This is a genomic window from Serratia sp. CY74737 (genome assembly GCF_052166775.1).
In the GTDB taxonomy this organism is placed as follows: Bacteria; Pseudomonadota; Gammaproteobacteria; order Enterobacterales; family Enterobacteriaceae; genus Serratia; species Serratia ureilytica.
In genome coordinates, this window is record NZ_JBJNOF010000006.1 from 100,996 (window position 1) to 126,857 (window position 25,862).

General features: G+C 60.0%; 24 protein-coding genes. 10 read left to right on the plus strand and 14 right to left on the minus strand.

Going from position 1 to position 25,862, the window contains the following annotated elements; translation table 11 throughout:
• Nucleotides 1–87: 87 nt before the first annotated feature.
• From ACJ8PE_RS09875 to lpxO, 3 genes are all read right to left on the minus strand, one after another.
• Nucleotides 88–786: a CTP synthase C-terminal region-related (seleno)protein gene (locus ACJ8PE_RS09875; RefSeq protein ID WP_422125193.1), complete on the minus strand. Its 699-nt coding sequence runs from the start codon at nt 784–786 to the stop codon at nt 88–90.
• A gap of 115 nt (nt 787–901) precedes the next feature.
• A complete protein-coding gene (gene lpxP, locus ACJ8PE_RS09880; protein ID WP_033651230.1) occupies nt 902–1,822 on the minus strand; it encodes a kdo(2)-lipid IV(A) palmitoleoyltransferase in 921 nt (306 codons plus the stop codon).
• Between the two features lie 300 nt (nt 1,823–2,122).
• Nucleotides 2,123–3,028 carry a lipid A hydroxylase LpxO gene (gene lpxO / locus ACJ8PE_RS09885; protein ID WP_033651231.1) on the minus strand — a complete coding sequence of 302 codons (906 nt, stop codon included), beginning with the start codon at nt 3,026–3,028 and terminating at the stop codon, nt 2,123–2,125.
• Nucleotides 3,029–3,276: 248 nt separating this feature from the next.
• On the opposite strand from lpxO, the gene ACJ8PE_RS09890 reads away from it, so the two are divergent.
• Together ACJ8PE_RS09890 and ACJ8PE_RS09895 are read left to right on the plus strand one after the other, a co-directional pair.
• Entirely contained in the window at nt 3,277–3,618 is a 342-nt protein-coding gene (locus ACJ8PE_RS09890; protein ID WP_016930249.1) for a hypothetical protein, read from the plus strand.
• Nucleotides 3,619–3,766: 148 nt separating this feature from the next.
• On the plus strand, nt 3,767–3,997 hold the full coding sequence (locus ACJ8PE_RS09895; RefSeq protein WP_142110581.1) for a hypothetical protein: 231 nt from the start codon (nt 3,767–3,769) through the stop codon (nt 3,995–3,997).
• Nucleotides 3,998–4,071: 74 nt separating this feature from the next.
• Here ACJ8PE_RS09895 and fis read toward each other — a convergent pair whose 3' ends face one another.
• The 11 genes from fis to acuI all read right to left on the minus strand — a co-directional run bounded on the left by fis (nt 4,072) and on the right by acuI (nt 13,808).
• On the minus strand, nt 4,072–4,368 hold the full coding sequence (fis, locus tag ACJ8PE_RS09900; protein ID WP_000462905.1) for a DNA-binding transcriptional regulator Fis: 297 nt from the start codon (nt 4,366–4,368) through the stop codon (nt 4,072–4,074).
• Nucleotides 4,350–5,354, minus strand: coding sequence for a tRNA dihydrouridine synthase DusB (gene dusB, locus ACJ8PE_RS09905; RefSeq protein ID WP_033644443.1), 1,005 nt, complete (start codon nt 5,352–5,354; stop codon nt 4,350–4,352). Before dusB ends, fis begins: the two co-directional genes overlap by 19 nt.
• 394 nt (nt 5,355–5,748) lie before the next feature.
• On the minus strand, nt 5,749–6,630 hold the full coding sequence (gene prmA, locus ACJ8PE_RS09910; RefSeq protein WP_033644444.1) for a 50S ribosomal protein L11 methyltransferase: 882 nt from the start codon (nt 6,628–6,630) through the stop codon (nt 5,749–5,751).
• Nucleotides 6,631–6,641: 11 nt separating this feature from the next.
• Nucleotides 6,642–8,087, minus strand: coding sequence for a sodium/pantothenate symporter (gene panF, locus ACJ8PE_RS09915; RefSeq protein ID WP_273873234.1), 1,446 nt, complete (start codon nt 8,085–8,087; stop codon nt 6,642–6,644).
• Nucleotides 8,077–8,319: a YhdT family protein gene (locus ACJ8PE_RS09920; RefSeq protein WP_033644445.1), complete on the minus strand. Its 243-nt coding sequence runs from the start codon at nt 8,317–8,319 to the stop codon at nt 8,077–8,079. Before ACJ8PE_RS09920 ends, panF begins: the two co-directional genes overlap by 11 nt.
• A gap of 151 nt (nt 8,320–8,470) precedes the next feature.
• Nucleotides 8,471–9,820 (minus strand): acetyl-CoA carboxylase biotin carboxylase subunit, encoded by a 1,350-nt coding sequence (accC, locus tag ACJ8PE_RS09925; protein ID WP_033651233.1) that lies wholly within the window; start codon nt 9,818–9,820, stop codon nt 8,471–8,473.
• Nucleotides 9,821–9,832: 12 nt separating this feature from the next.
• Nucleotides 9,833–10,300: an acetyl-CoA carboxylase biotin carboxyl carrier protein gene (gene accB, locus ACJ8PE_RS09930; protein ID WP_033636178.1), complete on the minus strand. Its 468-nt coding sequence runs from the start codon at nt 10,298–10,300 to the stop codon at nt 9,833–9,835.
• A gap of 32 nt (nt 10,301–10,332) precedes the next feature.
• Nucleotides 10,333–10,785, minus strand: coding sequence for a type II 3-dehydroquinate dehydratase (aroQ, locus tag ACJ8PE_RS09935; RefSeq protein WP_004936891.1), 453 nt, complete (start codon nt 10,783–10,785; stop codon nt 10,333–10,335).
• A 287-nt stretch (nt 10,786–11,072) separates the two neighbouring features.
• Entirely contained in the window at nt 11,073–11,672 is a 600-nt protein-coding gene (msrQ, locus tag ACJ8PE_RS09940) for a protein-methionine-sulfoxide reductase heme-binding subunit MsrQ (RefSeq protein ID WP_016930241.1), read from the minus strand.
• Complete coding sequence (msrP, locus tag ACJ8PE_RS09945) at nt 11,673–12,674, minus strand: protein-methionine-sulfoxide reductase catalytic subunit MsrP (RefSeq protein ID WP_046897218.1); 1,002 nt, start codon at nt 12,672–12,674, stop codon at nt 11,673–11,675.
• A gap of 156 nt (nt 12,675–12,830) precedes the next feature.
• The gene (acuI, locus tag ACJ8PE_RS09950; protein WP_033644448.1) at nt 12,831–13,808 is read right to left on the minus strand and encodes an acrylyl-CoA reductase (NADPH); all 978 of its coding nucleotides are present in this window, start codon (nt 13,806–13,808) and stop codon (nt 12,831–12,833) included.
• 204 nt (nt 13,809–14,012) lie between these two features.
• On the opposite strand from acuI, the gene csrD reads away from it, so the two are divergent.
• The 8 genes from csrD to nit1 all read left to right on the plus strand — a co-directional run bounded on the left by csrD (nt 14,013) and on the right by nit1 (nt 25,857).
• Nucleotides 14,013–15,947, plus strand: coding sequence for an RNase E specificity factor CsrD (csrD, locus tag ACJ8PE_RS09955; RefSeq protein WP_197792735.1), 1,935 nt, complete (start codon nt 14,013–14,015; stop codon nt 15,945–15,947).
• 412 nt (nt 15,948–16,359) lie between these two features.
• The gene (mreB, locus tag ACJ8PE_RS09960) at nt 16,360–17,403 is read left to right on the plus strand and encodes a rod shape-determining protein MreB (RefSeq protein ID WP_003855260.1); all 1,044 of its coding nucleotides are present in this window, start codon (nt 16,360–16,362) and stop codon (nt 17,401–17,403) included.
• A gap of 94 nt (nt 17,404–17,497) precedes the next feature.
• A complete protein-coding gene (mreC, locus tag ACJ8PE_RS09965) occupies nt 17,498–18,523 on the plus strand; it encodes a rod shape-determining protein MreC (RefSeq protein ID WP_033644451.1) in 1,026 nt (341 codons plus the stop codon).
• Nucleotides 18,520–19,008 (plus strand): rod shape-determining protein MreD, encoded by a 489-nt coding sequence (mreD, locus tag ACJ8PE_RS09970; RefSeq protein WP_004936918.1) that lies wholly within the window; start codon nt 18,520–18,522, stop codon nt 19,006–19,008. The genes mreC and mreD overlap by 4 nt, the downstream gene beginning before the upstream one ends.
• A gap of 10 nt (nt 19,009–19,018) precedes the next feature.
• Nucleotides 19,019–19,603 carry a Maf family protein gene (locus ACJ8PE_RS09975; RefSeq protein WP_033644452.1) on the plus strand — a complete coding sequence of 195 codons (585 nt, stop codon included), beginning with the start codon at nt 19,019–19,021 and terminating at the stop codon, nt 19,601–19,603.
• Between the two features lie 38 nt (nt 19,604–19,641).
• Nucleotides 19,642–21,111, plus strand: a complete 1,470-nt coding sequence (gene rng / locus ACJ8PE_RS09980) for a ribonuclease G (RefSeq protein ID WP_019453170.1) — start codon at nt 19,642–19,644, stop codon at nt 21,109–21,111.
• Between the two features lie 88 nt (nt 21,112–21,199).
• Nucleotides 21,200–25,000: an AsmA2 domain-containing protein YhdP gene (gene yhdP / locus ACJ8PE_RS09985; RefSeq protein ID WP_197759886.1), complete on the plus strand. Its 3,801-nt coding sequence runs from the start codon at nt 21,200–21,202 to the stop codon at nt 24,998–25,000.
• Nucleotides 24,997–25,857, plus strand: coding sequence for a deaminated glutathione amidase (nit1, locus tag ACJ8PE_RS09990; RefSeq protein ID WP_033644455.1), 861 nt, complete (start codon nt 24,997–24,999; stop codon nt 25,855–25,857). The genes yhdP and nit1 overlap by 4 nt, the downstream gene beginning before the upstream one ends.
• Nucleotides 25,858–25,862 lie beyond the last annotated feature (5 nt).

Genomic DNA, 25,862 nt, shown 5'->3' on the forward strand with positions numbered 1-25,862 from the left:
CGGCGGGATAGCCGATCTGAAAGCCCTCGCAAGAGGGCTTTTTTTTTATCCGGTGACAACGCCCCGATGGCGCCGATGAACCTTTGTTTACCCGTTGGCGGCGGCTTTGACGAGTTCCACCACCAGCGGTGAAAGCTCGCCGCGCAGCGCGGCGCGTTCCGACTGGAACAGCGTGGCGGCGTAAAAACGCCGGCCCGGCAGTTCGATGGCGCGTACGTCGCCTTCGGTGTCGTGGCCGCTGATGATCAGCGGGAAACGCTGCAGATCGGCGACGAAGTCCGGATTCACGCCGAAGTTGCAGTGGTAGCCTTCATGGGCGTTCAGGCTGCCGTAGGCCTGCGCGACGCGGGTGTCAGGCTGAAAAACGATGTCGCCGGTTTTTTCCACCAGCGAGCAGCTCAATGGGGCGATCACCAGCCGGCCACCGCTGTCGGTTTCCGCATGACCGGCGTCGTGCCAGCCCATCACATTGCGGGCGTATTCGACGATGGCGTATTGAAAACCGCCGCAGGAGCCGAGGAACGGCACGTCGTTTTCCCGCGCATGACGGATCGCCATAAACGCGCCGTCGTCGTGACGATACGGGCTGCCCGGCACCACCCAGATGGCGTCGAAATCTTGCAGCGCGTCGGGGGAGGTCAGGGTTTCGGTCGGGAGCCACTGGGGCTGAACGTCGATGTCGAGGTGGGCGGCGGTGAGCTGGAGTGCCACGGGGATGGCCTGGTGGGCCACGGCTTGCGGGTTGTAATCACCGACCAGAGCAATGCGGACTTGAGCTTTCATCATTTCCTTTCCTGTGCGGGTAAAAAAGGAGATTACAGGAAAGCGGGAGCCCGAGCCGCAGATTTTTTAAACGCGGCGCACAAAAAAGCCCGGCGTTGGCCGGGCTGAAAAAAGAGGGTCAGTACAGCGAGGGCGCGCCAGCCGGTCGGGTTTTGAAACGGCGGTGCAGCCACATGTATTGCTCCGGCGCCCGCATGATCTCTTTCTCGATCACTTTGTTCATGTAAGCCGCCGCCGCCTGTTCGTCGCTGAGCGGATAGTCTTCCAGAGCCGGTTGGATCAGCAGGTCGTAGCCGCGGCCGCCTTCGCGGCGGATCAGCACCACCGGCACCAGCGCCGGGTTGGCCATGCGTGCCAGCATGAAGGTGCCGCTGGTGGTGGCGGCCTTATCGACGGCGAACAGCGGCGCGAATACGCTGCCGCGCGGGCCGTAGTCCTGATCCGGTGCGAACCACACCGCCTCGCCGCGCTTGAGCGCATGCACCATGCCGCGCAAATCCTTGCGATCGATCATCGCCTTGTTGGAACGCATGCGGCCTTTGGTCTGCGCCCATTCCATCGCCTTGTTGTTATGCGGACGGTACATCGCCATCATCGGCTGACACAGGCCCATCGCTCGGCCGCCCAGCTCCAGCGACATAAAATGCACGCCGATCACCAGCACGCCGCGATCGTCGCGCTGCGCCATTTTGAGGTGGTTGATGCCGGAGACGTTGAACCAGCGCTTGACGCGTTTATCTGACCAGAACCAGGCCATGCCGGTTTCCAGCAGGCCCATGCCGAGGGATTCGAAATTGCCCACCACTTTGCGCTCGCGCTGCGCTTCGTCCATCTCGGGGAAGCACAGCTCGAGGTTGCGACGGGTGATGGTGACGCGGCGCTTGAGAAAACGCATCGAGGTGCGTCCCATCCACACCCCCAGACGGTAGAGCAGCGGATAGGGGAGCTGTACCAGCAGGAACAGCAGAGCGAGGCCGAACCAGGTTAGCCAGTAGCGCGGGTGCAGCAAGGCCAGTTGAAATGCTTTGGCTGATTTCATAGAAACTCGTTTTATACGTTAAAAGGGGCAGCAAGCTGTAACGCATAAAGGTTCCACTCGATAGCGATACGACTACTCAGACACCCGGGTACGGCCAGGGTTTAGTCGGAATTCCATAATTGACTAAACATTTACATTCGAAGGGCGGTTTGCGCTGCTATCAGGCTTCGGAGGGATAGCTGTTGGCCAGCGGAGGCGGCTCTAGGAATGCTTATGCTAACACAGGGTACGGGGTGTGGCGGAAGAGGGGCATGCGAATATTCTCATTCACGTTGCCCCTGAGTTGAGGATTGGCGCGTTTTACAGGCTGGGAATGATAATCGCGGCGAAGATCGCGGCGATCACCAGCCATTTCAGCAGGTAGTAACCGCGGCGGTTGCGCGCTTTCAGGCGTTGGCCGGCATCGCGCACCGCGTTGACGTATTTGAAGATGCGGTTGATGCCGCCGGTGCGGTCCTGATCGTCGTTCGGCGAACTGGCCGCCGACATCAGCGTAGCGCCGACCCAGTGGTTGACCGCCTGCGCCCAGCGCCATTTCATTGGCCGCTCGACGTCGCAAAACAGAATGATGCGCGTCTGATCGGTGGCGTTCTGCGCCCAGTGCACGTAGGTCTCGTCGAAGATCACCGCCTCGCCGTCGCGCCAGCTGTGCTGCTCGCCGTCTACTTCGATGAAGCAGCGATCGTCGTTGGGCGTCATCAGCCCCAGGTGATAGCGCACCGAGCCGGCGTAAGGGTCGCGGTGTTTACCCAGGTGGCTGCCGGGCGGCAGCTCGGCGAACATCGCCGCCTTGACCGACGGGATGCGGTTGAGCAGCTCGACGGTTTTTGGACACAGCGTCTGCGCTGAAGGGTGACTGTCGCTATACCATTTCAGATAGAAACGTTTCCAGCCGCGTTTGAAGAAGGTGTTGAAGCCGGCATCGTTATGCGACTGCGCCTTTTTGATGTGATCCTGCAGGCGCACCGCTTCTTCGCGGATCGTCTGCCAGTTGTCGGTCAGCGTCTGCAGCTCCGGGAAGCCTTTTTCGTCGAAATAGGGCTGTTTGGCGGGCAAACGGGAGAAGCCGGTCATAAACATGTTGATCGGCCCCATAAACGTGGAGTGATCGAACAGCTGACGGGTAAGCTTTTGTTTCTCTTTGCCGCGGGAGTGTGCATAGAGGAAGCTGATGATAAAAATGCCGATAATGATCGCGGCAACCATAGAATCCATCCCTGTTAGTGTTTGTTAAAAATTCGTACAAATTATAGTTTTGTGACAGGAAAAATTTAACTTTTTCGTGCGCTTTCCCCGTTCATGCCGCTTAGTGGCATAAAAAATCAATAAAACCGTTTGTAATAAAATTTTATATCGATTTTTTTGGTTTTAGTCCTATTCTTAAATCGTTCAAGGGGCGTTTCATGCCATCTTGTTTCATGACGAATGGCACGTATCTGAGAAAAGAGGGACTTATGAAGAAATCAATCATTGCCTTGTCTGCACTGCTGCTCGCTTCCCCGGTGTTCGCTGCTGAAACCGCGACCGACACCGCCGCTCACGCCAGCAACGAGGTTGTCGCTGAGGCGCATAAAGGGGCGGATACCGCCAAAGAAAAGCTGCACCAGTCTCAGGACAAGGGTGAAGAGCTGAAGCTGAAAGCCAAGCACGCCGCCGAAGGCAAGAGCGATAGCGTTGGCAGTAAAGTGAGCGAAGGCTCGCAAAAAGCCTGGCACTCCACCAAACAGGGTACGGAGAAGGCTTGGGACAAGACCAAGCAAGGGGCGGAAAGCCTCAAAAACAAAGCGACCGAGTAAGGTCTCCGCTTTTTACCCCAAGGGCCGCGTTGCGGCCTTTTTTATTGCCTGCAAACCAGAGCCTATGCCCCCGCTTTGTCGCCCCGAGTAAAACGTGAGAGTATTCTTCATCGATTGGTGACTCCGTCGCAACTAAGAAGGAAGCCCTATGAAACCCTATTGGGTAAGGCGTTTATTTACACCCTCGCCAACCTGGACAGGCAGAGCATCGGTTATCTTGGGTCTGCTGGTGTTTGTGGTGTTGAGCGGGCTGGATAGCTTGGGTGTGGAGTTGGACGGGTGGAAGCGCTACGTGATGATCGCGGGCGTGGCGGGTATTTGCTATTTCATTGCCGGATATATTGATAAGCGCATTCCGCGCAAAGCTCCGCCAATGTAGGCACAGGCCAGAAAAAGAAAAAGGCGCTTATCAAATGAGATAAAGCGCCTTTTCAACACGTTAACTGACTAGTATCAGTTCATGCCGTATTTTTTCAGCTTCTTACGCAGCGTGCCGCGGTTGATGCCCATCATCAGGGCTGCGCGGGTCTGGTTGCCACGGGTGTATTGCATCACCATGTCCAACAGGGGCTGTTCAACTTCAGCCAGTACCAGCTCATACAGGTCATTTACGTCTTGACCGTTCAGTTGAGCAAAATAGTTCTTCAGTGCTTGTTTAACCGAGTCACGCAGAGGCTTTTGAGTCACCTGATCTTGTGAGTTAACGGTAGAAACGGTCAGTACGTCAGAATTTACGCGTTGTTCGAACATAGTTCTGTCAGCTCTTTTTTTACGCTAAGATTTTCGAAATATGCCTCCAACGCCTCCAGCTGTTCGCTGGCATCCTCTATGGCGTTGAATGTGCGCCGAAACTGGTCATTCGGAGCGTGTTCCTGGAGATACCAGGACACGTGCTTACGAGCAATCCGGAATCCCTTGCCTTGGCCATAGAAGCCGTGCAATTCCCGAATGTGCCCAATCAACAAGCGCTTCACCTCGCCAAGCGGCATCGGCGGCAGCAACTCCCCAGTGTCCAGATAATGCTGGATTTCCCGGAAGATCCAGGGTCTCCCCTGAGCAGCGCGGCCTATCATCAGGGCATCGGCCCCGGTGTAGTCGAGCACTGCTCTGGCTTTATGCGGGTCAGTAATATCCCCATTCGCGATAATCGGAATGGAAACACTCTGCTTAACTGCCCGAATGCTGTCGTATTCCGCGTTGCCGTTAAACAGACAGGCGCGGGTTCGGCCGTGAATCGTCAGGGCCTGAATACCACAGTCTTCGGCCAGTTGGGCAATCTCTACACAGTTACGGTGCTCTGGCGCCCAGCCGGTGCGAATCTTCAGCGTTACCGGCACATCCACCGCGTCGACCACCGCGTGGAGGATCCGTTTAACCAGATCCGGGTACTGCAACAAAGCGGACCCGGCAAGCTTCCGGTTCACTTTTTTGGCCGGGCATCCCATGTTGATGTCGATGATCTGCGCGCCGCTGGCCACGTTGATACGCGCGGCGGCGGCCATATCATCAGGATCGCATCCGGCAATTTGCACGGAGCGGATCCCAGGTTCATCGCTATGCACCATACGCAGACGCGACTTATCCGTCCGCCACACCTCCGGGTTGGAGGAGAGCATTTCGGATACAGCCATCCCAGCACCCATTGCATGACAGAGGGTTCTGAACGGGCGATCTGTAATACCGGCCATCGGGGCCGCAATCAGGCAATTAGTAAGCTGGTGGTGTCCAATGCGCATAGACAAAGAGTGACCATACTGTGTCCGCAAGGGCGCGTATATTACGCATTTTTGCGTCGAGATGAAAGGCCAAACTTTAACCAATTGGCCCGATATTAGGACGAAAAATACGCTACGCGGCGATTCATAAAAATATTATATATATTTTACAATAAGTTGACGAAAAGTGCTTATTTTGTGTGCGGCAAAATATTCGCCTTTGCGCAGGATATTATCTGCATTCGCCCGCTATTTTTGCCGGGATAGCCTGCCTGGAAGGCGCATTCTCAGGGCGATCAGTCGTTGAGCGGCGAAAAAGTGCATAAAATTTTGTGCCGCCCGAGGGCCGATCGCCGGACAAAAAAAATCCACCGGCGCAGGGCCGGTGAACGAGAGGGACACTATACCGTGACGCTTACTTGCGGCGGCCGGTAATGCGGCACCACTCTTCGCGCTCGGCGACCGGGTCGAGCGTGAACTTCTCTGCGTAGGCTTCCGCTACGCTGCTCGCCTGGCTGGCCAGCACGCCGGACAGCCCCAGATGGCCACCGGCCTTCGGCAGACAGCCGATCAGCGGCGCCAGCTCGCGCAGCGGGCCGGCGAGGATGTTGGCGACCACCACGTCCGCCAGCAGGTCGGCAGGCTGGTCTTTCGGCAGATACAGCTCCAGGCGCTCTGAAACGCCGTTACGCTGCGCGTTGTCGCGGCTGGCCTGAATGGCCTGGGGATCGATGTCGATGCCGATAGCGCGCGCCGCACCCAGCTTCAGCGCGGCGATCGCCAGGATGCCGGAGCCGCAACCGAAGTCGATAACGGTTTTGCCGGCCAGATCGAGGCCGTCCAGCCACTGCAGGCACAGCGCGGTGGTCGGGTGGGTGCCGGTGCCGAACGCCAGGCCCGGATCGAGCATCACGTTGACCGCGTCGGGATCGGGCACGTCACGCCAGCTCGGGCAGATCCACAAGCGCTCGCCGAAGCGCATCGGGTGGAAGTTGTCCATCCACTCGCGCTCCCAGTCCTTGTCTTCCAGCTGTTCTATCTTGTGGCGGAAACCGGCGCCCAGCAGCGGGTGCTGTTCCAGCATCGCCACCACCTCGGCCATATCGGTTTCGGCGTCGTACAGGCCGATCACATCGGTATCGCCCCACAGCAGGGTTTCACCCGGCAAGGGTTCGAACACCGGATTGTCGTGGGTGTCCTGGAAGGTCACCGACACGGCGCCGCTTTCCACCAGCGCGTCGCTCAGGTCTTCCGCCTGGCTGCCGGTGGTGTTCAGTTTGAGTTGGATCCAAGGCATAGCAATTCTCTTCAAGAGGGTAATGATGACGCCGCCCGGCGCTTTTCGCCGACGACGTTACCGAGATAAAACGCCAACAGGCTGAGCAACAGCGAAGGCACGATAGGGTGCAGCCCCGCCGGTTGCAGGTTGAAGCTGGCCAATAGCGTATAGCATACCGCACCCGACACCATTGAGCTAAGCGCTCCCTGTGCATTGGCGCGTTCCCAATACAGGCCCAGCACCAGCGGCCACAGGAAGACCGCCTCCAGCCCGCCGAAAGCCAGCAGGTTGAGCCAGATGATCATCTCAGGCGGCCGCCAGGCCGCCAGCAGCACCAGCAGACCGAGGATCAGCGTGGTCAGGCTGGAGAAGCGCTTGATCAATCGCTCGTTGTGGATCTGCTGCGGCCGCACGCCCAGATAGAGATCCTTGATGATAGTGGCGGAGGATTGCAGCAGTTGGGCGTTGATGGTCGACATGATCGCCGCCATCGGCGCCGCCAAAAAGATCCCGGCGGCGTACGGCGGCAGCACGGTGATCATCAGCGTTGGGATCACCTGATCGGGGATCTTGAGATCGGGCAATACCGCGCGGCCGAGCGCGCCGGCCAGGTGCATGCCGAACATCAGCACCGCCACCACCACGGTGCCGAGCAGAATGCCGCGATGCACCGCCTTGCTGTCCTTGTAGGAGATGCAACGCACGGCGGTGTGGGGCAGGCCGATCACCCCGAAGCACACCAGGATCCAGAATGACGTCATAAACGGCAGGCTGAGGATCTGATCGCCGCCCTGCGGCGACACCAGCGCCGGATCGATCTGCTGCAGTTTGCTTACTGCGCTGTCCAGTCCGCCGGCGGCATGGATCACCGCCACTAGCAGCAGCACGGTGCCAAGCAGCATCACCAGCCCCTGCATGGCGTCGTTCAACACGCTGGCGCGGAAGCCGCCGAAGGCGGTGTACAGCGCGATGCTGATGCCGAAGATCAGCAGGCCGGTGTCATAAGGTATGCCGGCGGCGGTCTCCAACAGGCGGGCGCCGCCGATGAACTGCACCGTCATGGCGCCGAGGAACGCCACCAGCAGGCTGAGGCTGGCCAGCCACACCAACAGGCGGCTTTGGTAGCGGCCATACAGCATGTCATTGAGGGTAATGGCGTTGTAGCGTCGCGCCAGGATGGCGAATTTCTTGCCCAGCACGCCGAGCGACAGCCACACCGCCGGCAGTTGGATCATCGCCAGCAGTACCCAGCCCAGGCCGTATTTATAGGCGGCGCCGGGCCCGCCGATAAACGAACTGGCGCTGATGTAGGTGGCGGTCAGGGTCATCGCCAGCACAAAGCCGCCCATCGAGCGGTTGCCGAGGAAGTATTCGCTGAGGAAATTTCCGTTCTGACGGCGGCGATAGGCATACACCGACAGGCCGAACACCAGCAACAGGTAGGCGACCAGCGGCAGGATCACTTCAGTTTGCATCGCTGTCCTCCAGCGAAATGTCGCGGAACACCGTGCGCACCATCAGCCAGCACAGGCCGATGAACAGCAGCGGCACCAGCAGGCAGGCCATTTCGAACCAGTGCGGCAGGCCGGTGACGCCGATGGCGCTGTCCGGCAGGTAGGCCGCCAGCCCCCAGGCCAGCAGGTAGAGCAGCGTCAGCCCCAGCGCCCAGCGCGCTTCGCGGTGCGCCTGAATAAAGCGTTTGTCCATCCGTGTCTCCCATAGGTTTACGGTGATGGATTCATCAAAGGTAGGGAATTTTACGGCATGACGGCGTTTTGCCAAGCCGTTACTGGCGTCAGCGCCAAAGAAAAAGGCCGGTGATTAACCGGCCTTTCGTCAGACGATGCTGCGTGCCTGCTTAGGTTTCCTGCAGACCCAGCTTCTTCTCCAGATAGTGGATGTTGGTGCCACCGTGCTGGAAGTTTTCGTCGTTCATGATCTTCTGCTGCAGCTCAACGTTGGTTTTGATGCCGTCGATGATCAGTTCAGCCAGGGCGTTTTTCATGCGGGCAATCGCCACGTCACGGTTTTCGCCGTAGGTGATCAGTTTGCCGATCATGGAGTCATAGTACGGCGGTACGGTATAACCGGCGTAGATATGAGACTCCCAACGCACGCCGAAACCACCTGGCGCGTGGAAGCGGGTGATCTTGCCCGGGCTCGGCAGGAAGGTGTTCGGATCTTCGGCGTTGATGCGGCATTCTACCGCATGGCCGTGGATCTTCACTTCTTCCTGTTTGATCGACAGCGGCTGACCGGCAGCGATGCGCAGCTGCTCTTTGATCAGATCCACGCCGGTGATCATTTCGGTAACCGGGTGCTCTACCTGAATACGGGTGTTCATTTCGATGAAATAGAACTCGCCGTTTTCATACAGGAACTCGAAGGTGCCCGCACCGCGATAGCCGATTTCCACACAGGCTTTCGAGCAGCGCTCGCCGATGTAGCGGCGCATTTCGCTGGTGATGCCCGGCGCCGGCGCTTCTTCGACCACTTTCTGGTGGCGACGCTGCATGGAGCAGTCGCGCTCGGCCAGATAGATGGCGTTGCCCTGGCCGTCGGCCAATACCTGAATCTCGATGTGACGCGGATTCTCCAGGTATTTTTCCATGTACACCATGTCGTTGTTGAAAGCCGCTTTGGCTTCCGCTTTCGTCATGTTGATGGACTGCTCAAGGTCTTTGTCACTGCGCACGACGCGCATGCCGCGGCCGCCGCCGCCGCCGGAGGCCTTGATGATCACCGGATAACCGATGCGCTTGGCGAAGGCACGGTTTTTATCCATGTCATCGGTCAGCGGGCCGTCGGAGCCCGGCACGCATGGCACGCCGGCTTTTTTCATGGCGTTGATCGCGGAAACCTTGTCGCCCATCAGGCGGATGGTTTCGGCTTTCGGGCCGATGAAGATGAAACCGGAGCGTTCAACCTGCTCGGCGAAGTCGGCGTTCTCGGACAGGAAGCCGTAGCCCGGGTGGATCGCCACCGCGCCGGTGATTTCCGCCGCCGAGATGATGGCCGGGATGTTCAGATAGCTTTTTACCGATGGCGCAGGACCGATGCAGACGGTCTCGTCGGCCAGCAGAACGTGTTTCAGATCGCGGTCGGCCGCGGAGTGAACCGCAACGGTCTTGATACCCAGTTCTTTACAGGCACGCAGGATGCGAAGCGCGATCTCGCCGCGGTTGGCGATAACAATTTTATCAAGCATGGGGGCGCCTCGTTATTCGATGACGACCAGCGGCTCGTCATATTCGACCGGCTGGCCGTTTTCCACCAGGATGGCTTTCACGACGCCGGACTTGTCCGCTTCGATCTGGTTCATCATTTTCATGGCTTCAACGATGCACAGGGTATCGCCGGCGTTCACTTTCTGGCCCACTTCCACGAAGGCTTTCGCGTCCGGGCTTGGGGTGCGGTAGAAGGTGCCTACCATTGGGGAACGAACGACGTGGCCACTCACGGCCGCCGGTGCTGCAGGGGTTTCTGCCGCAGGCGCGGTGGCAACGGCGTTAGCCAGGGCTGGCTGCTGCTGTGCCGGCATCGCGTAGGCCTGCTGCATGACGGGATAAGCCTGCGCCGGTGCGGCACGGCTGATGCGAACCGATTCTTCGCCTTCAGAGATTTCCAGTTCAGAAATGCCTGATTCTTCAACCAGTTCGATCAGTTTCTTGATTTTACGAATATCCATGAGTGTGATTCCGTACTCTTTTTGTGGAGTAATTAGTGGGTTTTCGACAGACGGTTAACCGCTGCCTGTAAAGCGAAAGCGTAGCCATCCGCGCCGAGGCCGCAAATCACGCCTACCGCTACGTCTGAGAGATAAGAGTGATGGCGGAAAGGTTCGCGGGCGTGCACGTTGGACAGGTGGATCTCGATGAACGGGATCTGCACCGCCAGCAACGCATCGCGCAGCGCCACGCTGGTATGCGTGAACGCCGCCGGATTTATCAGAATGAAATCGGTATTGCCGCGCGCCTGATGGATGCGATCGATCAGCTGATGCTCGGCGTTGGACTGCAGATGGCTCAGGGTAATATCCAATGCGGATGCCTGGTTTTCCAATCCGTTAACAATCTCTGTCAGCGTCGTGCTGCCGTACTTCTCCGGCTCACGCGTCCCCAGCAGATTGAGATTGGGGCCGTTCAGAAGCAAAATGTGAAACTTATCCGCCATTGTGCTGGTATCTCCGGCAATAAAACCATCATCGTAGAAAATAACCCGATGTTACCGATTTGTCACCTGTTAAGGGGCAAATTCACCCTGAGAACAGAAACAAGGTCGGGCATTATAACGATATCGTAGCAATTCGCAGCTAAATACTGGTCTTATCAGCGAAGATATTCAACCCCAAATCGACGAACTCGGGGAGCCGTGACAGGAATATGAGCGCTGGAACACAAAAAAAGTTCCCGCCGGCGACGCGCGTTTTTCAGCGGCAATCCCGCGCGCCGCCGCGCGATTCAGCGCCACCAGGCGCGGAACTTCTTGTAACGCAGGCCCAACAGCGCCACCGCCAACAGCGCGTAAATGAACGGCTGGGGGGAAAACGTTTTGACCGACCACAGATAGTGGATGGGCGCGAGGATCGCCGCCAGATAGACGAAGTTGTGCAACGTTTGCCATTTGGCGCCCAGTTTGCGCATCGCCCACAGCGTCGAGGTGGCCGCCAGCGCCAGCAGGATCAACCAGGTGAGGATGCCGAGCGTCAGATACGGGCGGTTCACCAGCTCGCTGCCCAGCAGGCCGAGATTGCTCAGCCCCAGTTCCAGCGTGGAGTAGCTTATCAGGTGCAACGTGCCCCAGGCAAAGCACCACAGCCCGACCAGGCGGCGGCAGCGGATCAGCAGCGGTTGCCGGGCGTAGCGCGCCAGCGGGGCGATAGCCAGCGTGGCCAGCAGCAGTTTCAGCGTCATTCTGCCGGTAAAATGCTGAATGTCCTTGGACGGATCGGCGCTGAACCAGCCCTGATCCACCGCCAACACCAGCCAGAGAAAGGGCAAAAACGCCGCCAGATGCAGGGCGGCTTTCAGCCATTTGATATGAACAGGCGTCAGGCGCACTTAGAAATTCTCCCGCAGGTCCATGCCGCGATACAGCGACGCCACCTGATCGGCATAGCCGTTAAACAGCAGAGTCGGTTGGCGTTTGACGTCGAGTATGCCGCCGGCGCCGATGAAACGCTCGGTGGCCTGCGACCAACGCGGATGATCGACGTGCGGATTCACGTTGGCGTAAAAACCGTACTCGTTCGGCGCAGATTGGTTCCAGGTGGTCGGCGGCTGATCGCGCACCAAACGGATATGCACGATCGACTTGATGCCTTTGAAGCCGTATTTCCACGGCGTAATCAACCGCAGCGGCGCGCCGTTTTGCGGCGGCAGGGTTTTGCCGTACACGCCGACGGTCAGCAGCGCCAGCGGATGCATCGCCTCGTCCAGCCGCAGCCCTTCGACGTAGGGATATTTCAGGCCGCCGCCGATAAAGCGATCTTTCTGGCCGGGCATCTGTTCCGGATCGTACAGCGTCTGGAAGGCCACGTAGCGCGCGTTGCCGTTCGGCTCGGCCAGCTTGATCAGTTTGCCCAGTTCGAAACCGATCCACGGTACCACCATCGACCAGGCCTCGACGCAGCGCATGCGATAAATGCGCTGCTCCAGCGGGAAACGCTTCATCAGATCGTCGATATCCAGCGTTATCGGCTTCGCCACTTCGCCGTCGATGCGCACTTTCCAGCCTTCGGTTTTCAGCCCGCCGGCGTTGGCGGCCGGATCGGCCTTGTCGAGGCCGAACTCATAGAAGTTGTTGTAGCCGGTGACCTTGTCTTCCGGCGTCATCGCCAGCTGCGCCTGCCAGGCGGCCGGTTTGCTGAATTCCAGCGCTTTGCCCGGCGGCGCTTTGGGACGATCGTTGCCTTTGAACCACGACAGCAGGTCCGCCTGTGCGCCGGTAGGCAGCGCCAGCGTGGCGGCGGTGATGCCGAGCGCCTGCAGTACTTTGCGCCGCTGGTGGAATACGCTCTCCGGCGTGACGTCGGCCTCGGTCAATTTGGGGTGTTTGTTCATGCTGATGTTCTCCGCGACTGATGCCCGCCGCCCGCGAGCGGTTAACGGGGCTCCATGAAATAAGCATGGCGCTAAAGCCGGCCGGAAGCGAGGGGACACGGGAAAATATGAAATTTCGCAGACGCCGGTGAGCCCCCCGTCGCCGGGGGGAGTCCGTCAGCGGATTTTCACCAGAGTGCGGCCGGTGATTTGGTTGTTCAGCAGCGCGGCGGCGGTGGCCGGCGCCTGTTCGAGGGTGATTTCGTGCGTGGCCTGCTGATAGAAACTGTCCGGCAGAATGCCGGCCAGCCGTTCCCAGGCGGTTTGGCGGCGATGCAGCGGCGTATGCACCGAGTCCACCCCTTGCAGGCGCACATTGCGCAGAATGAACGGCATCACGGTGGTCGGCAACTGATAGCCGCCGGCCAGGCCGCAGGCGGCGACGGTGCCGTTATAGTTCATCTGCGCCAGCACCCGGGCCAGCAGTTTGTCGCCGACGGTGTCCACCGCGCCGGCCCACAGCTGTTTCTCCAGCGGACGCGGCGTGTCGATATAGCCATCGCGCGACATCACCTCTTTGGCGCCGAGCGCTTTCAGGTAGTCGGTATTGCTGTCGCGGCCGCTGATGGCGGTCACCCGGTACCCCAGCGCCGCCAGCAGGGCGATGGCGGTGCTGCCCACGCCGCCGCTGGCGCCGGTAACCAGGATATCGCCGTCGTCCGGGTGTACACCGCCTTCCTCCAGCGCCATCACGCACAGCATGGCGGTAAAGCCGGCGGTGCCGATGATCATCGCCTTGCGCTCATCCAGGCCGTTCGGCAGCGGCACCAGCCACTCGCCGGAGACGCGAGCCTGCTCGGCCAGGCCGCCCCAGTGGTGTTCACCCACGCCCCAGCCGGTGAGCACCACGCTTTGCCCCTCTTTAAAGCGAGCGTCACCGCTGTGGCGCACGGTGCCGGCGAAGTCGATGCCAGGCACCATCGGGAAATGACGCACGATCTTGCCTTTCCCGGTGATCGCCAGCGCATCCTTGTAGTTCAGGCTGGACCAGTTGATGTCGACGGTAACATCGCCTTCCGGCAACCGATCGCTGCCGATATCTTTGATATGAGCCAGAGTTTGGTCGTCTTGTTGTTCCAATAACAGTGCACGCATGTCACTCTTCCTCTCGTTTACACTTTTCTATCAATGGCTGAATCACATTTATTTGACTATATGCATAATAAGCGGCCCAAGTCCTGATAAAGGACAAAAACGGCGCTTGCAGGTTTAATTCCTCAGCAAGGCTTGTTAGGGTTGGACGGTCCCTTTTAGCTAAAGGGTGAACACTCACTTAACCATAGCGGACAAGGCACAGGGATGCGATTTACCACCAAACTCTCTGCATTGATCACTCTGTTGGTCGCGCTGGCGATGTTTTTGATGCTGATGGGATGCTCATACAGCTTCTTTTACGTCACGCAAGATCGCGTGGAGCGCCGCTTGGATTCGCTGGTCACCACTCTCGATCAAGCCATGTTGCGCGAGCCACCGCAGGAGCAGGAGAAATGGTTGCCGATTGTCATGCGCACACTCGGCATCGTGTCAGTCCGCGTAGAGGCCGGCGCCAGCAAGCTCCTCGACTATAAATTGCCGACGGCGAAAAAAGAGCCCTGGGATGCGCTGAACGGCTATCGTCAGGTCTCGCGCCCGCTGTTGCAGCACCCGGGCAGTATGCTGCAAATCACCTACCTCGATCCCTTCGCCAGCGATGTGCGCACGTTGCAATCCACGGCCGCCGTCACGCTGTCGATCGTCGTTATGGTGGTGATTTTGCTGTTCAGCCTGCGCTGGCTGCGTGAACAGGCCGACGGCGAGGATCGTCTGGAGCGCCGCGCGCGGCGCATTCTGAATGGCGAGCGCGAAAACGTCATGCAGGGCGACGTGCGCGAATGGCCGGCCAACGTCAGCGGGGCGCTCGACCGCCTGCTGGCCGATCTGGCGGAAGCCCGGGAGGAGCGCAGCCGGGTCGATACGCTGATCCGCGCCTTCGCGGCGCAGGACGCCAAAACCGGGTTGAACAATCGCCTGTTCTTCGATAACCAATTGACCACTCAGCTGGAAGAGGAAGGCTCGCACGGCATCGTGATGATGGTGCGGCTGCCCGATTTCGAGACCCTGCGCGACACGCACGGCAGCGTAGCGGTGCAGGAGCTGATGTATTCGCTGGTCAATCTGCTGTCTACCTTCGTGATGCGCTATCCGTCGGCGCTGCTGGCGCGCTATTTTCACAGCGATTTTACCGTCTTGCTGCCGCATCGCACGCTGAAGGAGGCCGACGGCATCGCCTCACAGCTGGTCAACGCCATCGATGCCTTGCCTTCCACGGCGATGATCGACCGTGAGGCCTTCCTGCACATCGGCATCGTGGCGTACCGCAGCGGCCAGACCACGGAGCAGGTGATCGATTACGCGGAGCAGGCGACGCGGCACGCCACGCTGCAGGGCGAAAACGGTTGGTACGTGTACGACAGCCAGGTGCCGGAAAAGGGGCGCGGCAGCGTCAAGTGGCGCACGCTGCTGGAACAGGTGCTGGCGCGCGGCGGCCCGCGGCTGTATCAGAAACCGGCGGTGACCGTGGAAGGCGAGGTGCACCACCGCGAGATCATGAGCCGAATTTATGACGGCGCCCAGGAATTGCTGCCGGCGGAATATATGCCGCTGGTGGAGCAATTGGGGTTGGCGGAGAGTTACGATCGCCAACAGGTGAGCCGCATCATCCCGTTGCTGGCGCAGTGGCCTGAAGAAACGCTGGCGTTCCCGCTGTGCGTGGACTCGATTTTGCAGCGTTCTTTCCAGCGCTGGCTGCGGGATACGCTGTTGCAGTGCGAAAAAAGTCAGCGTCGACGAATTCTGATTGAACTTGCGGAGGCAGATGTGTGTCAACATATCGACCGTTTGCGTCCGGTGCTGAGGTTGCTGTCAGGGCTGGGTTGCCGCCTGGCGGTGTCCAAAGCGGGGTTAACCGTGGTCAGTACGTCCTATATCAAGTCGTTGCAGGTGGAGATCGTCAAGCTCCACCCGGGGTTGGTGCGGAGTATCGATAAGCGGGACGAAAACCAACTGTTCGTGCAGAGCCTGACCGGCGCCTGCGCGGGCACGCGCGCTCAGGTGTTCGCTGCCAGCGTACGTACGCGCAACGAATGGCAGACGCTGAAAGAGCGTGGGATCCATGGCGGGCAGGGCGACTTTTTCGCGTCGCCGGAACCGATCGACGTAGGGCGTAAAAAATATTCACGTCGTTATCGTGTTTAAGCTGATTGACGGACAAAAATTGACGTAGAATGAGGACCGGCCCCATCTGGGCCTCGTTACCGTCTTTTTGGAGTTTTTTCCAAACTGCCTGCGACAACAACGCCTATTTGAGATAGGCTCTTGTCTGCCTTTATCTGGTTGACGTTGGTAGGTGCTTACCACCGGCGGCAATCAGGGAATATGTTAGATTTTATGAGCTGTGTTACGCCGTTTCGTGCGTTGACAGGGTGGTAAACTGAGCCTTTGTTCAGGGAATTCAGGCCTCATCCAATTTCCGTGCATTCGAGCAGAAACAATACAGACTATTTTTCACCGAAGTAGAACGTTTTTGCGCCTTGTCGCTGCTTCGTGTGGTTGGTAAAGTAGGCGGATTTTATTTTCCGCCCCCAGCTTGCAGGATTATCCTTTCGTTATGTTTAAGAAATTTCGTGGCATGTTTTCCAACGACTTGTCCATCGACTTGGGTACCGCCAATACCCTGATTTATGTTAAAGGGCAAGGCATCGTACTGAATGAACCTTCGGTGGTTGCCATTCGCCAGGATCGTGCCGGCTCCCCAAAGAGCGTAGCGGCCGTCGGTCATGACGCAAAACAGATGCTGGGCCGCACCCCCGGCAACATCGCGGCTATTCGCCCGATGAAAGACGGCGTGATCGCCGACTTCTTCGTGACCGAAAAAATGCTGCAGCACTTTATCAAACAGGTTCACAGCAACAGCTTTATGCGTCCAAGCCCGCGCGTGCTGGTCTGTGTGCCGGTCGGCGCAACCCAGGTTGAACGCCGCGCTATCCGCGAGTCCGCCCAAGGGGCCGGCGCGCGTGAAGTGTTCCTGATTGAAGAGCCGATGGCGGCGGCGATCGGCGCAGGCTTGCCGGTTTCCGAAGCGACCGGCTCCATGGTGGTGGATATCGGTGGCGGTACCACTGAAGTGGCGGTGATCTCGCTGAACGGCGTGGTGTACTCCTCTTCCGTGCGCATCGGCGGTGACCGTTTCGATGAAGCCATCATCAATTATGTGCGCCGCAACTATGGCTCGCTGATCGGCGAAGCCACCGCAGAGCGCATCAAGCACGAAATCGGTTCTGCCTATCCGGGCGACGAAGTGCGCGAAATCGAAGTGCGCGGCCGTAACCTGGCTGAAGGCGTACCGCGCGGCTTTACCCTGAACTCCAATGAAATCCTCGAAGCCCTGCAAGAGCCGCTGACCGGCATCGTCAGCGCGGTGATGGTTGCGCTGGAGCAGTGTCCGCCAGAATTGGCCTCCGACATTTCCGAACGCGGTATGGTCTTGACCGGCGGCGGCGCGTTGCTGCGCAACCTCGATCGCCTGCTGATGGAAGAAACCGGCATCCCGGTCGTGGTGGCGGAAGATCCGCTGACCTGCGTGGCGCGCGGCGGCGGCAAGGCGTTGGAAATGATCGACATGCACGGCGGCGATTTGTTCAGCGAAGAATAGTCAGCCCCTGGAAGGAGGAATCGTATCGGATGAATGCGCACAGCGAAAATCGGGTACGGTTCCTCTTTCTGTTGTCGAGGAACTCGCATAATTTATGAAGCCGATTTTTAGCAGGGGGCCTTCCCTGCAACTGCGACTTTTTTTGGCGGTGATCGCGGCCATTGGCCTGATCGTTGCCGACAGCCGGCTCGGCACGTTCGTGAAGATACGTAACTACATGGACACCGCAGTCAGCCCTTTCTATTTTCTGGCCAACGGGCCGCGTAAAGTTTTGGACAGCGTGTCGGAAACGCTGGCCACCCGCCAACAGCTGGAGCTGGAAAACCGAGCTCTGCGGCAGGAACTGCTGCTGAAAAACAGCGATATTCTTCTTCTTGGCCAATTCAAGCAGGAAAACGCCCGCTTGCGCGAGCTGCTGGGTTCCCCGCTGCGCCAGGACGAACACAAGATGGTCACCCAGGTGATCTCCACCGGTTCCGATCCGTACAGCGACCAGGTCGTTATCGACAAAGGGTCGGACAACGGCGTCTATGAAGGCCAGCCGGTGATCAGTGACAAGGGCGTAGTTGGCCAGGTCGTGGCGGTGGCGAAGGTGACCAGCCGCGTGCTGCTGATCTGCGATGCCTCGCACGCGTTGCCGATTCAGGTGCTGCGCAACGATATTCGGGTGATCGCCGCAGGCAGCGGCTGCGCCGACGATCTGCAGCTGGAACACCTGCCGAACAATACCGATATCCGCGTTGGCGACGTGCTGGTGACCTCCGGCCTCGGCGGCCGTTTCCCGGAAGGGTATCCGGTGGCGGTAGTCTCTTCGGTCAAGGTCGACAATCAACGCGCTTACACCGTGATTCAGGCGCGGCCGACCGCCGGTCTGCAGCGCTTGCGCTACCTGCTGCTGCTGTGGGGCGCCGATCGCAACGGTGACATGCCGTTGCCGCCGGACGAAGTTCACCGCGTGGCCAATGAGCGCCTGATGCAGATGATGCCGCAGGTGCTGCCGCCTGCCGGTTCGGTCGGGCCGCAGCTGCCTGCGCCGGCCACCGGCGTGGCGCCGCAAACCGTCGCTCCGGCGTCTGCCCAGCCTCCAGCCCAGCCTGCTGCGGCGGGAGTGGTGCAATGAACAGTTACCGCAGCCACGGGCGCTGGATCATCTGGCTGTCGTTCCTGGTGGCGTTGGTGCTGCAAATCATGCCGTGGCCGGAACAGATCTACATGTTCCGGCCTTCGTGGCTGGTGCTGATCCTCATCTACTGGGTGATGGCCTTGCCGCACCGCGTCAACGTCGGCACCGGTTTCGTGCTGGGGTTGATCATGGATCTGATCCTCGGCTCCACGCTGGGCGTGCGCGCGCTGGCGCTGGGCATCATCGCCTACCTGGTGGCGTTCAAATTCCAACTGTTCCGCAATATGGCGCTGTGGCAACAGGCGCTGATCGTCGTGCTGCTGTCGCTGTCGATGGACGTGGTGGTGTTCTGGGCTGAGTTTTTAGTGATCAACGTCTCTTTCCGCCCAGAGGTGTTCTGGAGTAGTGTGGTAAACGGCATTTTGTGGCCGTGGTTATTCCTGTTGATGCGCAAAATCCGCCGTCAGTTCGCCGTACAGTAAGGGTATCTCAATGACTTCGCTTTATCTGGCCTCCGGCTCCCCACGTCGACGTGAACTGCTGACCCTGCTGGGCGTATCGTTCGACATCCTGTTGACGCATACCGAAGAGCAGCGCCGGGAAGGCGAAGCCGCAGAAGCCTATGTGCGCCGCCTGGCGCAGGACAAGGCCAAAGCGGGCGTGGCGCTGGCGCAGGAAGATCGGCCGGTGCTGGGCGCCGACACCATCGTGGTGCTCAACGGCCGGGTGCTGGAGAAGCCGCGCGACGAAGCCCATGCGGCACAGATGCTGGCGGCCCTGTCGGGCAAACAGCATCAGGTCATGACGGCGGTGGCGATCGCCGATCGCCAAGACGTGCGTTGCCAGCTGGTGGTGACCGACGTGACGTTCCGCAGCCTGTCGCAACAGGATATCCGCGACTATATTGCTACGGGCGAACCGATGGATAAAGCGGGCGCCTACGGCATTCAAGGAAAGGGTGGTTGTTTCGTCAGAACGATAACCGGGAGTTATCACGCGGTGGTCGGTCTGCCACTGGTCGAAACACATGAGCTGCTCAGTAATTTTGTCGCATTACGTGATGTAAGAACCGGTTGATGGGCGCTGCCATTATCGACCGGCTCTGAGGAGAAGGCATGACAGCTGAGCTACTGGTTAATATCACACCGTCTGAAACGCGGGTCGCCTATATCGATGGCGGCATTCTGCAAGAGATTCATATCGAACGCGAATCCAAACGCGGCATCGTCGGCAATATCTATAAAGGGCGCGTCAGCCGCGTCCTGCCGGGGATGCAGGCGGCGTTCGTCGACATCGGCCTGGACAAGGCCGCCTTCCTGCACGCCTCCGACATCATGCCGCATACCGAATGCGTCGCCGGCGACGAGCGGAAAAACTTCCACGTGCGCGACATCGCCGAGCTGGTGCGCCAGGGGCAAGACCTGATGGTGCAGGTGGTGAAAGATCCGCTCGGCACCAAGGGCGCGCGTCTGACTACCGACATTACGCTGCCTTCGCGCTATCTGGTCTTCATGCCGGGCGCGGCGCACGTCGGCGTGTCGCAGCGCATTGAAAGCGAAGCCGAGCGTGAACGCCTGAAGTCCATCGTTGCGCCGCACTGCGACGAGCTGGGCGGTTTTATCATCCGCACCGCGGCGGAGGGCATCGGCGAGGAGGAGCTGGCGCAGGACGCGGCGTTCCTCAAACGCCTGTGGACCAAGGTGATGGAGCGCAAGAAGCGCAACCAGACCAAATACAAGCTGTACGGCGAGCTGGCGCTGGCGCAGCGCATCCTGCGCGACTTCGCCGGCGCGGCCCTGGATCGCATTCGCGTCGATTCGCGGTTGACGCACGATCTGCTGGTGGAGTTTACCGGCGAGTATATCCCGGACATCACCCGCAAGCTGGAGCTGTACACCGGCAGCCAACCGATTTTCGATCTGTACGATGTGGAAAACGAGATCCAGCGCGCGCTGGAGCGCAAGGTGGAGCTGAAGTCCGGCGGCTATCTGATCATCGATCAGACCGAGGCGATGACCACCGTTGACATCAACACCGGCGCCTTCGTCGGCCACCGCAACCTCGATGAAACCATCTTCAATACCAACATCGAGGCGACGCAGGCCATTGCCCGCCAGCTGCGGCTGCGCAACCTGGGCGGCATCATCATTATCGACTTCATCGATATGAACAACGAAGAGCATCGCCGCCGGGTGCTGCACTCGCTGGAGCAGGCGTTGAGTAAAGATCGGGTAAAAACCACGATCAACGGCTTCTCTCAGCTAGGCTTAGTTGAAATGACGCGTAAACGAACGCGTGAAAGCATTGAACATGTGCTCTGTCACGATTGTCCTACTTGCAATGGGCGCGGCACCGTGAAAACGGTGGAAACCGTGTGCTACGAGATCCTGCGCGAAATTGTGCGCGTGCATCACGCCTACGATTCCGATCGCTTCCTGGTGTACGCCTCCGCGGCGGTCGGCGAAGCGCTGAAGAGCGAAGAGTCGCACGCGCTGGCCGAAGTGGAGATTTTCGTCGGCAAACAGGTGAAGGTGCAGATCGAACCGTTGTACAGCCAGGAGCAGTTCGACGTCGTCATGATGTAGCCCGCCCGACATCGGTAGGGGCCCGGCACGCCGGGCCCGTCAGTGCATAGATATTCCCGTTGCCAGGCAGCGGAGCAAGGAGAACTGCGTGAGGCGACTGCCTGGGATTCTGTTAGCAACAGGCGCCACCCTAATTGTGATTGTGGCGCTGCTGATCAGCGGGCTGCGCCTGATGCTGCCGAAGCTGAACGACTACCGCCCCCAACTGCTGGCGCAGGTGGAGAAGCTGTCCGGCGTGCCCGTGCGGATGGATTTCGTGCAGGGCAGCTGGGAAACGTTCGGCCCGCAGCTTGAAATGCGCAACCTGAGCGCTACGCTGCCCAAAAGCGATGTGCATATCGAGCGCGTGACGCTGGCGTTGGACGTGTGGCAGTCGCTGCTGCACTGGCGCTGGCAGTTCCGCGATCTGACCTTCTACCAATTCCGCCTCGACTTGAACGCCACGCTGGGCGGCGACCAGCAGGGCGAAGGCCTTGAGCCGGGCAAAATCAGCGATCTGATGCTGCGCCAGCTCGATCATTTCGATCTGCGCGACAGCCGTATCTCGTTCCTGACGCCCGCCGGCGCGCGCGCCGAATTCGACATTCCTCAGCTGACCTGGCTCAACGGCCGCGATCGCCACCGCGCCGAGGGGCAGATCAGCCTGTCGACGCTGAACGGCCAACACGGCGTGGTGCAGCTGCGCATGGACCTGCGTGATAATCAGGGCCTGCTGGATACAGGCACGGTCTACCTGCAGGCCGATAACATCGATATGAAACCCTGGTTTACCCGCTGGCTGCGCGCCAACACCGGGCTGGAAAGCGCCGACTTCAGCCTGGCGGCCTGGCTGCAGGTGCAGAACGGCCAGATCGCCGGCGGCAATGCGTTGCTCAAGCAGGGGGCGGCCAACTGGGACACCGGCGCCGCGCAGCACCGGCTGGACGTGGATAATCTGGCGCTGTCGCTGCGCCGCCAGGGCACCGGTTGGCAGCTCGACGTGCCGCAACTGCGGTTGAGCACCGACGGCCAGGCCTGGCCGCAGGGCGGGCTTTCCGCGCTGTGGCTGCCGGAAAACACCGAATTCATGGGGCCGGCGCAGAATGAAGAACTGCGTGTGCGCGCGACTGATATTCAGCTGGAGCGTCTGTCGGCGCTGTTGCCGACCTTCTCCTTCCTCAGCCCGGACGTGCTCGACCGCTGGAACGATCTGCAGCCGCAGGGGCAATTGGAAGCGCTGGCGCTGGACATTCCGCTCAAGCAGCCGGAAAAGAGCCGTTTCCAGGCGCTGTGGCGCGATGTCAGCTGGCAGCGTTGGGAACTGCTGCCGGGCGTTAACCACTTCTCCGGGGCGTTGAGCGGCGGGGTGGAGAACGGCCGCCTGACGCTGGGGCTCACCAACAGCACCCTGCCTTACGGCGACATGTTCCGCGCGCCGCTTGAAGTCAGCCGCGCGCGTGGCGCGCTGACCTGGCGTTACAACGATCAGGGCTGGGAGCTGGCGAGTCAGGGGCTGGACGTCAAGGCGAAGTCGCTGTGGGTCAATGGCGATTTCCGTTATCAGCAGCCGGCCAAGGGCGATCCGTGGCTGAACATCCTGGCGGGCATCCGCCTGTATGACGGCGCCGACGCCTGGCGCTATTTCCCGGAACCGTTGATGGGCAAGCATCTGGTGGACTACCTGAGCGGCGCCATTCAGGGCGGCCAGGTGGATAACGCCACGCTGATTTATTCCGGCGATCCGCAGCACTTCCCGTATCGCAAAAACGAAGGACAGTTCGAAGTCTTCGTACCGCTGCGCCATGCCACCTTCCAGTTCCAACCGGGCTGGCCGGCGCTGACCGATTTGGCGATCGATCTCGATTTCGCCAACGAGGGGCTGTGGATGCATGCGCCGCAAACCCGGTTGGGCAAGGTGGCGGGTAAAAATATCAGCGCGGTGATCCCGGATTACCTGAAAGAGCGGCTGCTGATTGACGCCGACGTGGCCGGCGCGGGCAGCGATGTGCATGACTACTTTATGCAGACGCCGTTGCACGATTCGCTGGGGGCGGCGCTGGAGCAGCTGCAAATTGGCGGCGATGTCAGTGGGCGCTTACATCTGGATATCCCGCTGGACGGCGAGCAGGTCAAAGCCACCGGTGAAGTGGCGCTGAACAATAATTCGTTGCTGATAAAACCGCTGGAAAGCGAGCTGCAGAAGCTCAGCGGCAAATTCCGTTTCAACAACGGCAATCTGGAGAGCGACACCCTGTCGGCCAACTGGTTCGGGCAACCGGTGGCGGTCAACTTCACTACGCAGGAAGGCGAGCGTGACTACAAGGTCAACGTTGGTCTGAAAGGAGACTGGCAGCCGGGCAAGTTCCCCGGCCTGCCGAAAGAGGCCGCCGATGCGCTCAGCGGCAGCGCGCCCTGGCAGAGCCAGGTGGCCATCACGCTGCCGCACCAAGGTTCGGCCAGCTACGATATCGGTCTCGACGCGGATTTGAAGAAAGTGAGCAGTCACTTACCTTCGCCGCTGGACAAGGCGCCAGGAGAGGCGCTGCCGGTGAACGTCAAGGTCAAAGGCGGTTTGAACGGCTTCATGTTGACCGGTAGCGCGGGCAAACAGAACCGTTTCAACAGTGAATGGAACTTCGATAAAAAACAGGTGAATCTGGCGCGCGCCGCCTGGCAAACCAACGGGGGCGGCACGCCGCCGCTGCCGGCCGGCAAGTCGATGACACTGAATCTGCCGGCGTTGGACGGTGAGCAGTGGCTGGCGCTGCTCGCGCCGGCGCTGAAACAGGGCGGCGGCAGCGGCCAGGTGGGAGGTTTCAGCTTCCCCACCACCGTGGCGCTGACCACGCCGCAGCTGCTGTTGGGCGGCCAGGCCTGGCATAAGCTGACGCTGTCGGCCGAGAAACAGCTTGGCGCTACCCTCGTGAGCGCCAAGAGCGACGAAGTGGACGGCAGCCTGCGGGTGGCCGATCGCGGGCCGTGGCGCGCCGATATCAATTATCTGTATTACAACCCGCAGTTCGCAGAGACGAAAAGCGCGGCGGGCACGCCGCCGCCGCCGGAGAAAATCAGCTTCCGCGACTGGCCTTCGCTGATGTTGCGCTGCAAGTCGTGCTGGGTGCTGGGGCAGAACCTCGGCAAGGTCGAGGCGGATTTGACTAATCGGGGTGATACTCTGACGCTGGATCACGGCCTGGTCGATACCGGCCAAGGGCGCATGACCGCCACCGGCCTGTGGAAACAAAACGCGCAGGAAGAGCGCAGCTCGCTGAAAGGCAAGCTGCTCGGCGGTAAGATTGATGAAACCGCCGCCTTCTTCGGCATCACCATTCCGCTCAAGGGAGCGCCTTACGACGTGGATTTCGATCTGTACTGGCATGGCACGCCGTGGCAGCCGCGGGTCGATACGCTGAGCGGCGCGTTGCAGGTCAAAATGGGCAAGGGCGAGATCGACAGCATGGGCGGCGGCCGCGCCGGTCAGCTGCTGCGGCTGGTCAGCTTCGACGCTTTGCTGCGCAAGCTGCAGTTCGACTTCAGCGATACCTTCGGCAAAGGCTTCTACTTTGATTCCATCCGCAGTACCGCCTGGCTGAAAGATGGCATAATGCATACTGATAATCTATTGATCGATGGCTTGGCGGCGGATATTGCTATGAGCGGCCAGATCGATTTGGCGCGCCGCCGCATCGATATGGAAGCGGTGGTGGCGCCGGCGATTTCAGCGACCGTCGGCGTGGCCACGGCGTTTGTCGTTAACCCGATCGTCGGCGCGGCGGTGTTCGCCGCCTCGCAGGTGCTGGGGCCGCTGTGGAGCAAGATTTCGCTGATTCGCTACCATATCGGCGGCGATCTCGACCAGCCGAAGATCAATGAGGTACAGCGTAAGTCAAAGGAGGATAAGGCGTCATGAGGAATGCTAACGTTGCGTTGTTGCAGTTGTGCAGTGGCGATCAGGTGCGCGATAACCTGGCCCAGATTGAACAGCAGATTAAGCAGCTCAATGCCGGGGTAAAACTGGTCATGACGCCGGAGAACGCGCTGCTGTTCGCCAACTCCGCAGCCTACCGCCAACAGGCGGAAAAACAGGGTGATGGCCCGCTGCAGAATGCGGTGCGCGAACTGGCGCGCCGCTATGGCGTGTGGTTGCTGGTGGGCTCGATGCCGCTCGTCAGCCGTGAGAACCCGGAGCTTATCACCACCAGCAGCCTGTTGTTCGACGAGCAGGGCGAGATCCGCGCCCGCTACGACAAGCTGCACATGTTCGATGTGGACATCAACGACGCGCACGGCCATTACCGCGAGTCGGATACCTACCAGCATGGGCAGCACCTGACGGTGGTGGATACGCCGGTCGGGCGTTTGGGCATGACCATATGCTACGATCTGCGCTTCCCCGCGCTGTTCCAGGCGCTGCGGGCGCAGGGCGCCGAACTGATTTCGGTGCCGGCGGCCTTTACGCGGGTAACCGGCGAGGCGCATTGGGAAATCCTGCTGCGCGCCCGAGCGATCGAGAACCAGTGCATGATCCTGGCGCCGGCGCAGGTGGGGCGCCACGGGCCGACCCGTCGCACCTGGGGCCACACGCTGGCCGTCGACGGCTGGGGCAAGGTACTGGCCGAGAACCCGGACGCCGTGGCGGCACTGAAGGTGCGCGTGGACGCCGCAAGCCTGAAAAATATTCGTGCGCAGATGCCGGTGCTGCAGCACAACCGATTCCAGACGTCGCTGACGGCGCCGTCTGACAAGTTATCCTCCAATCAAGAGTGAAACCA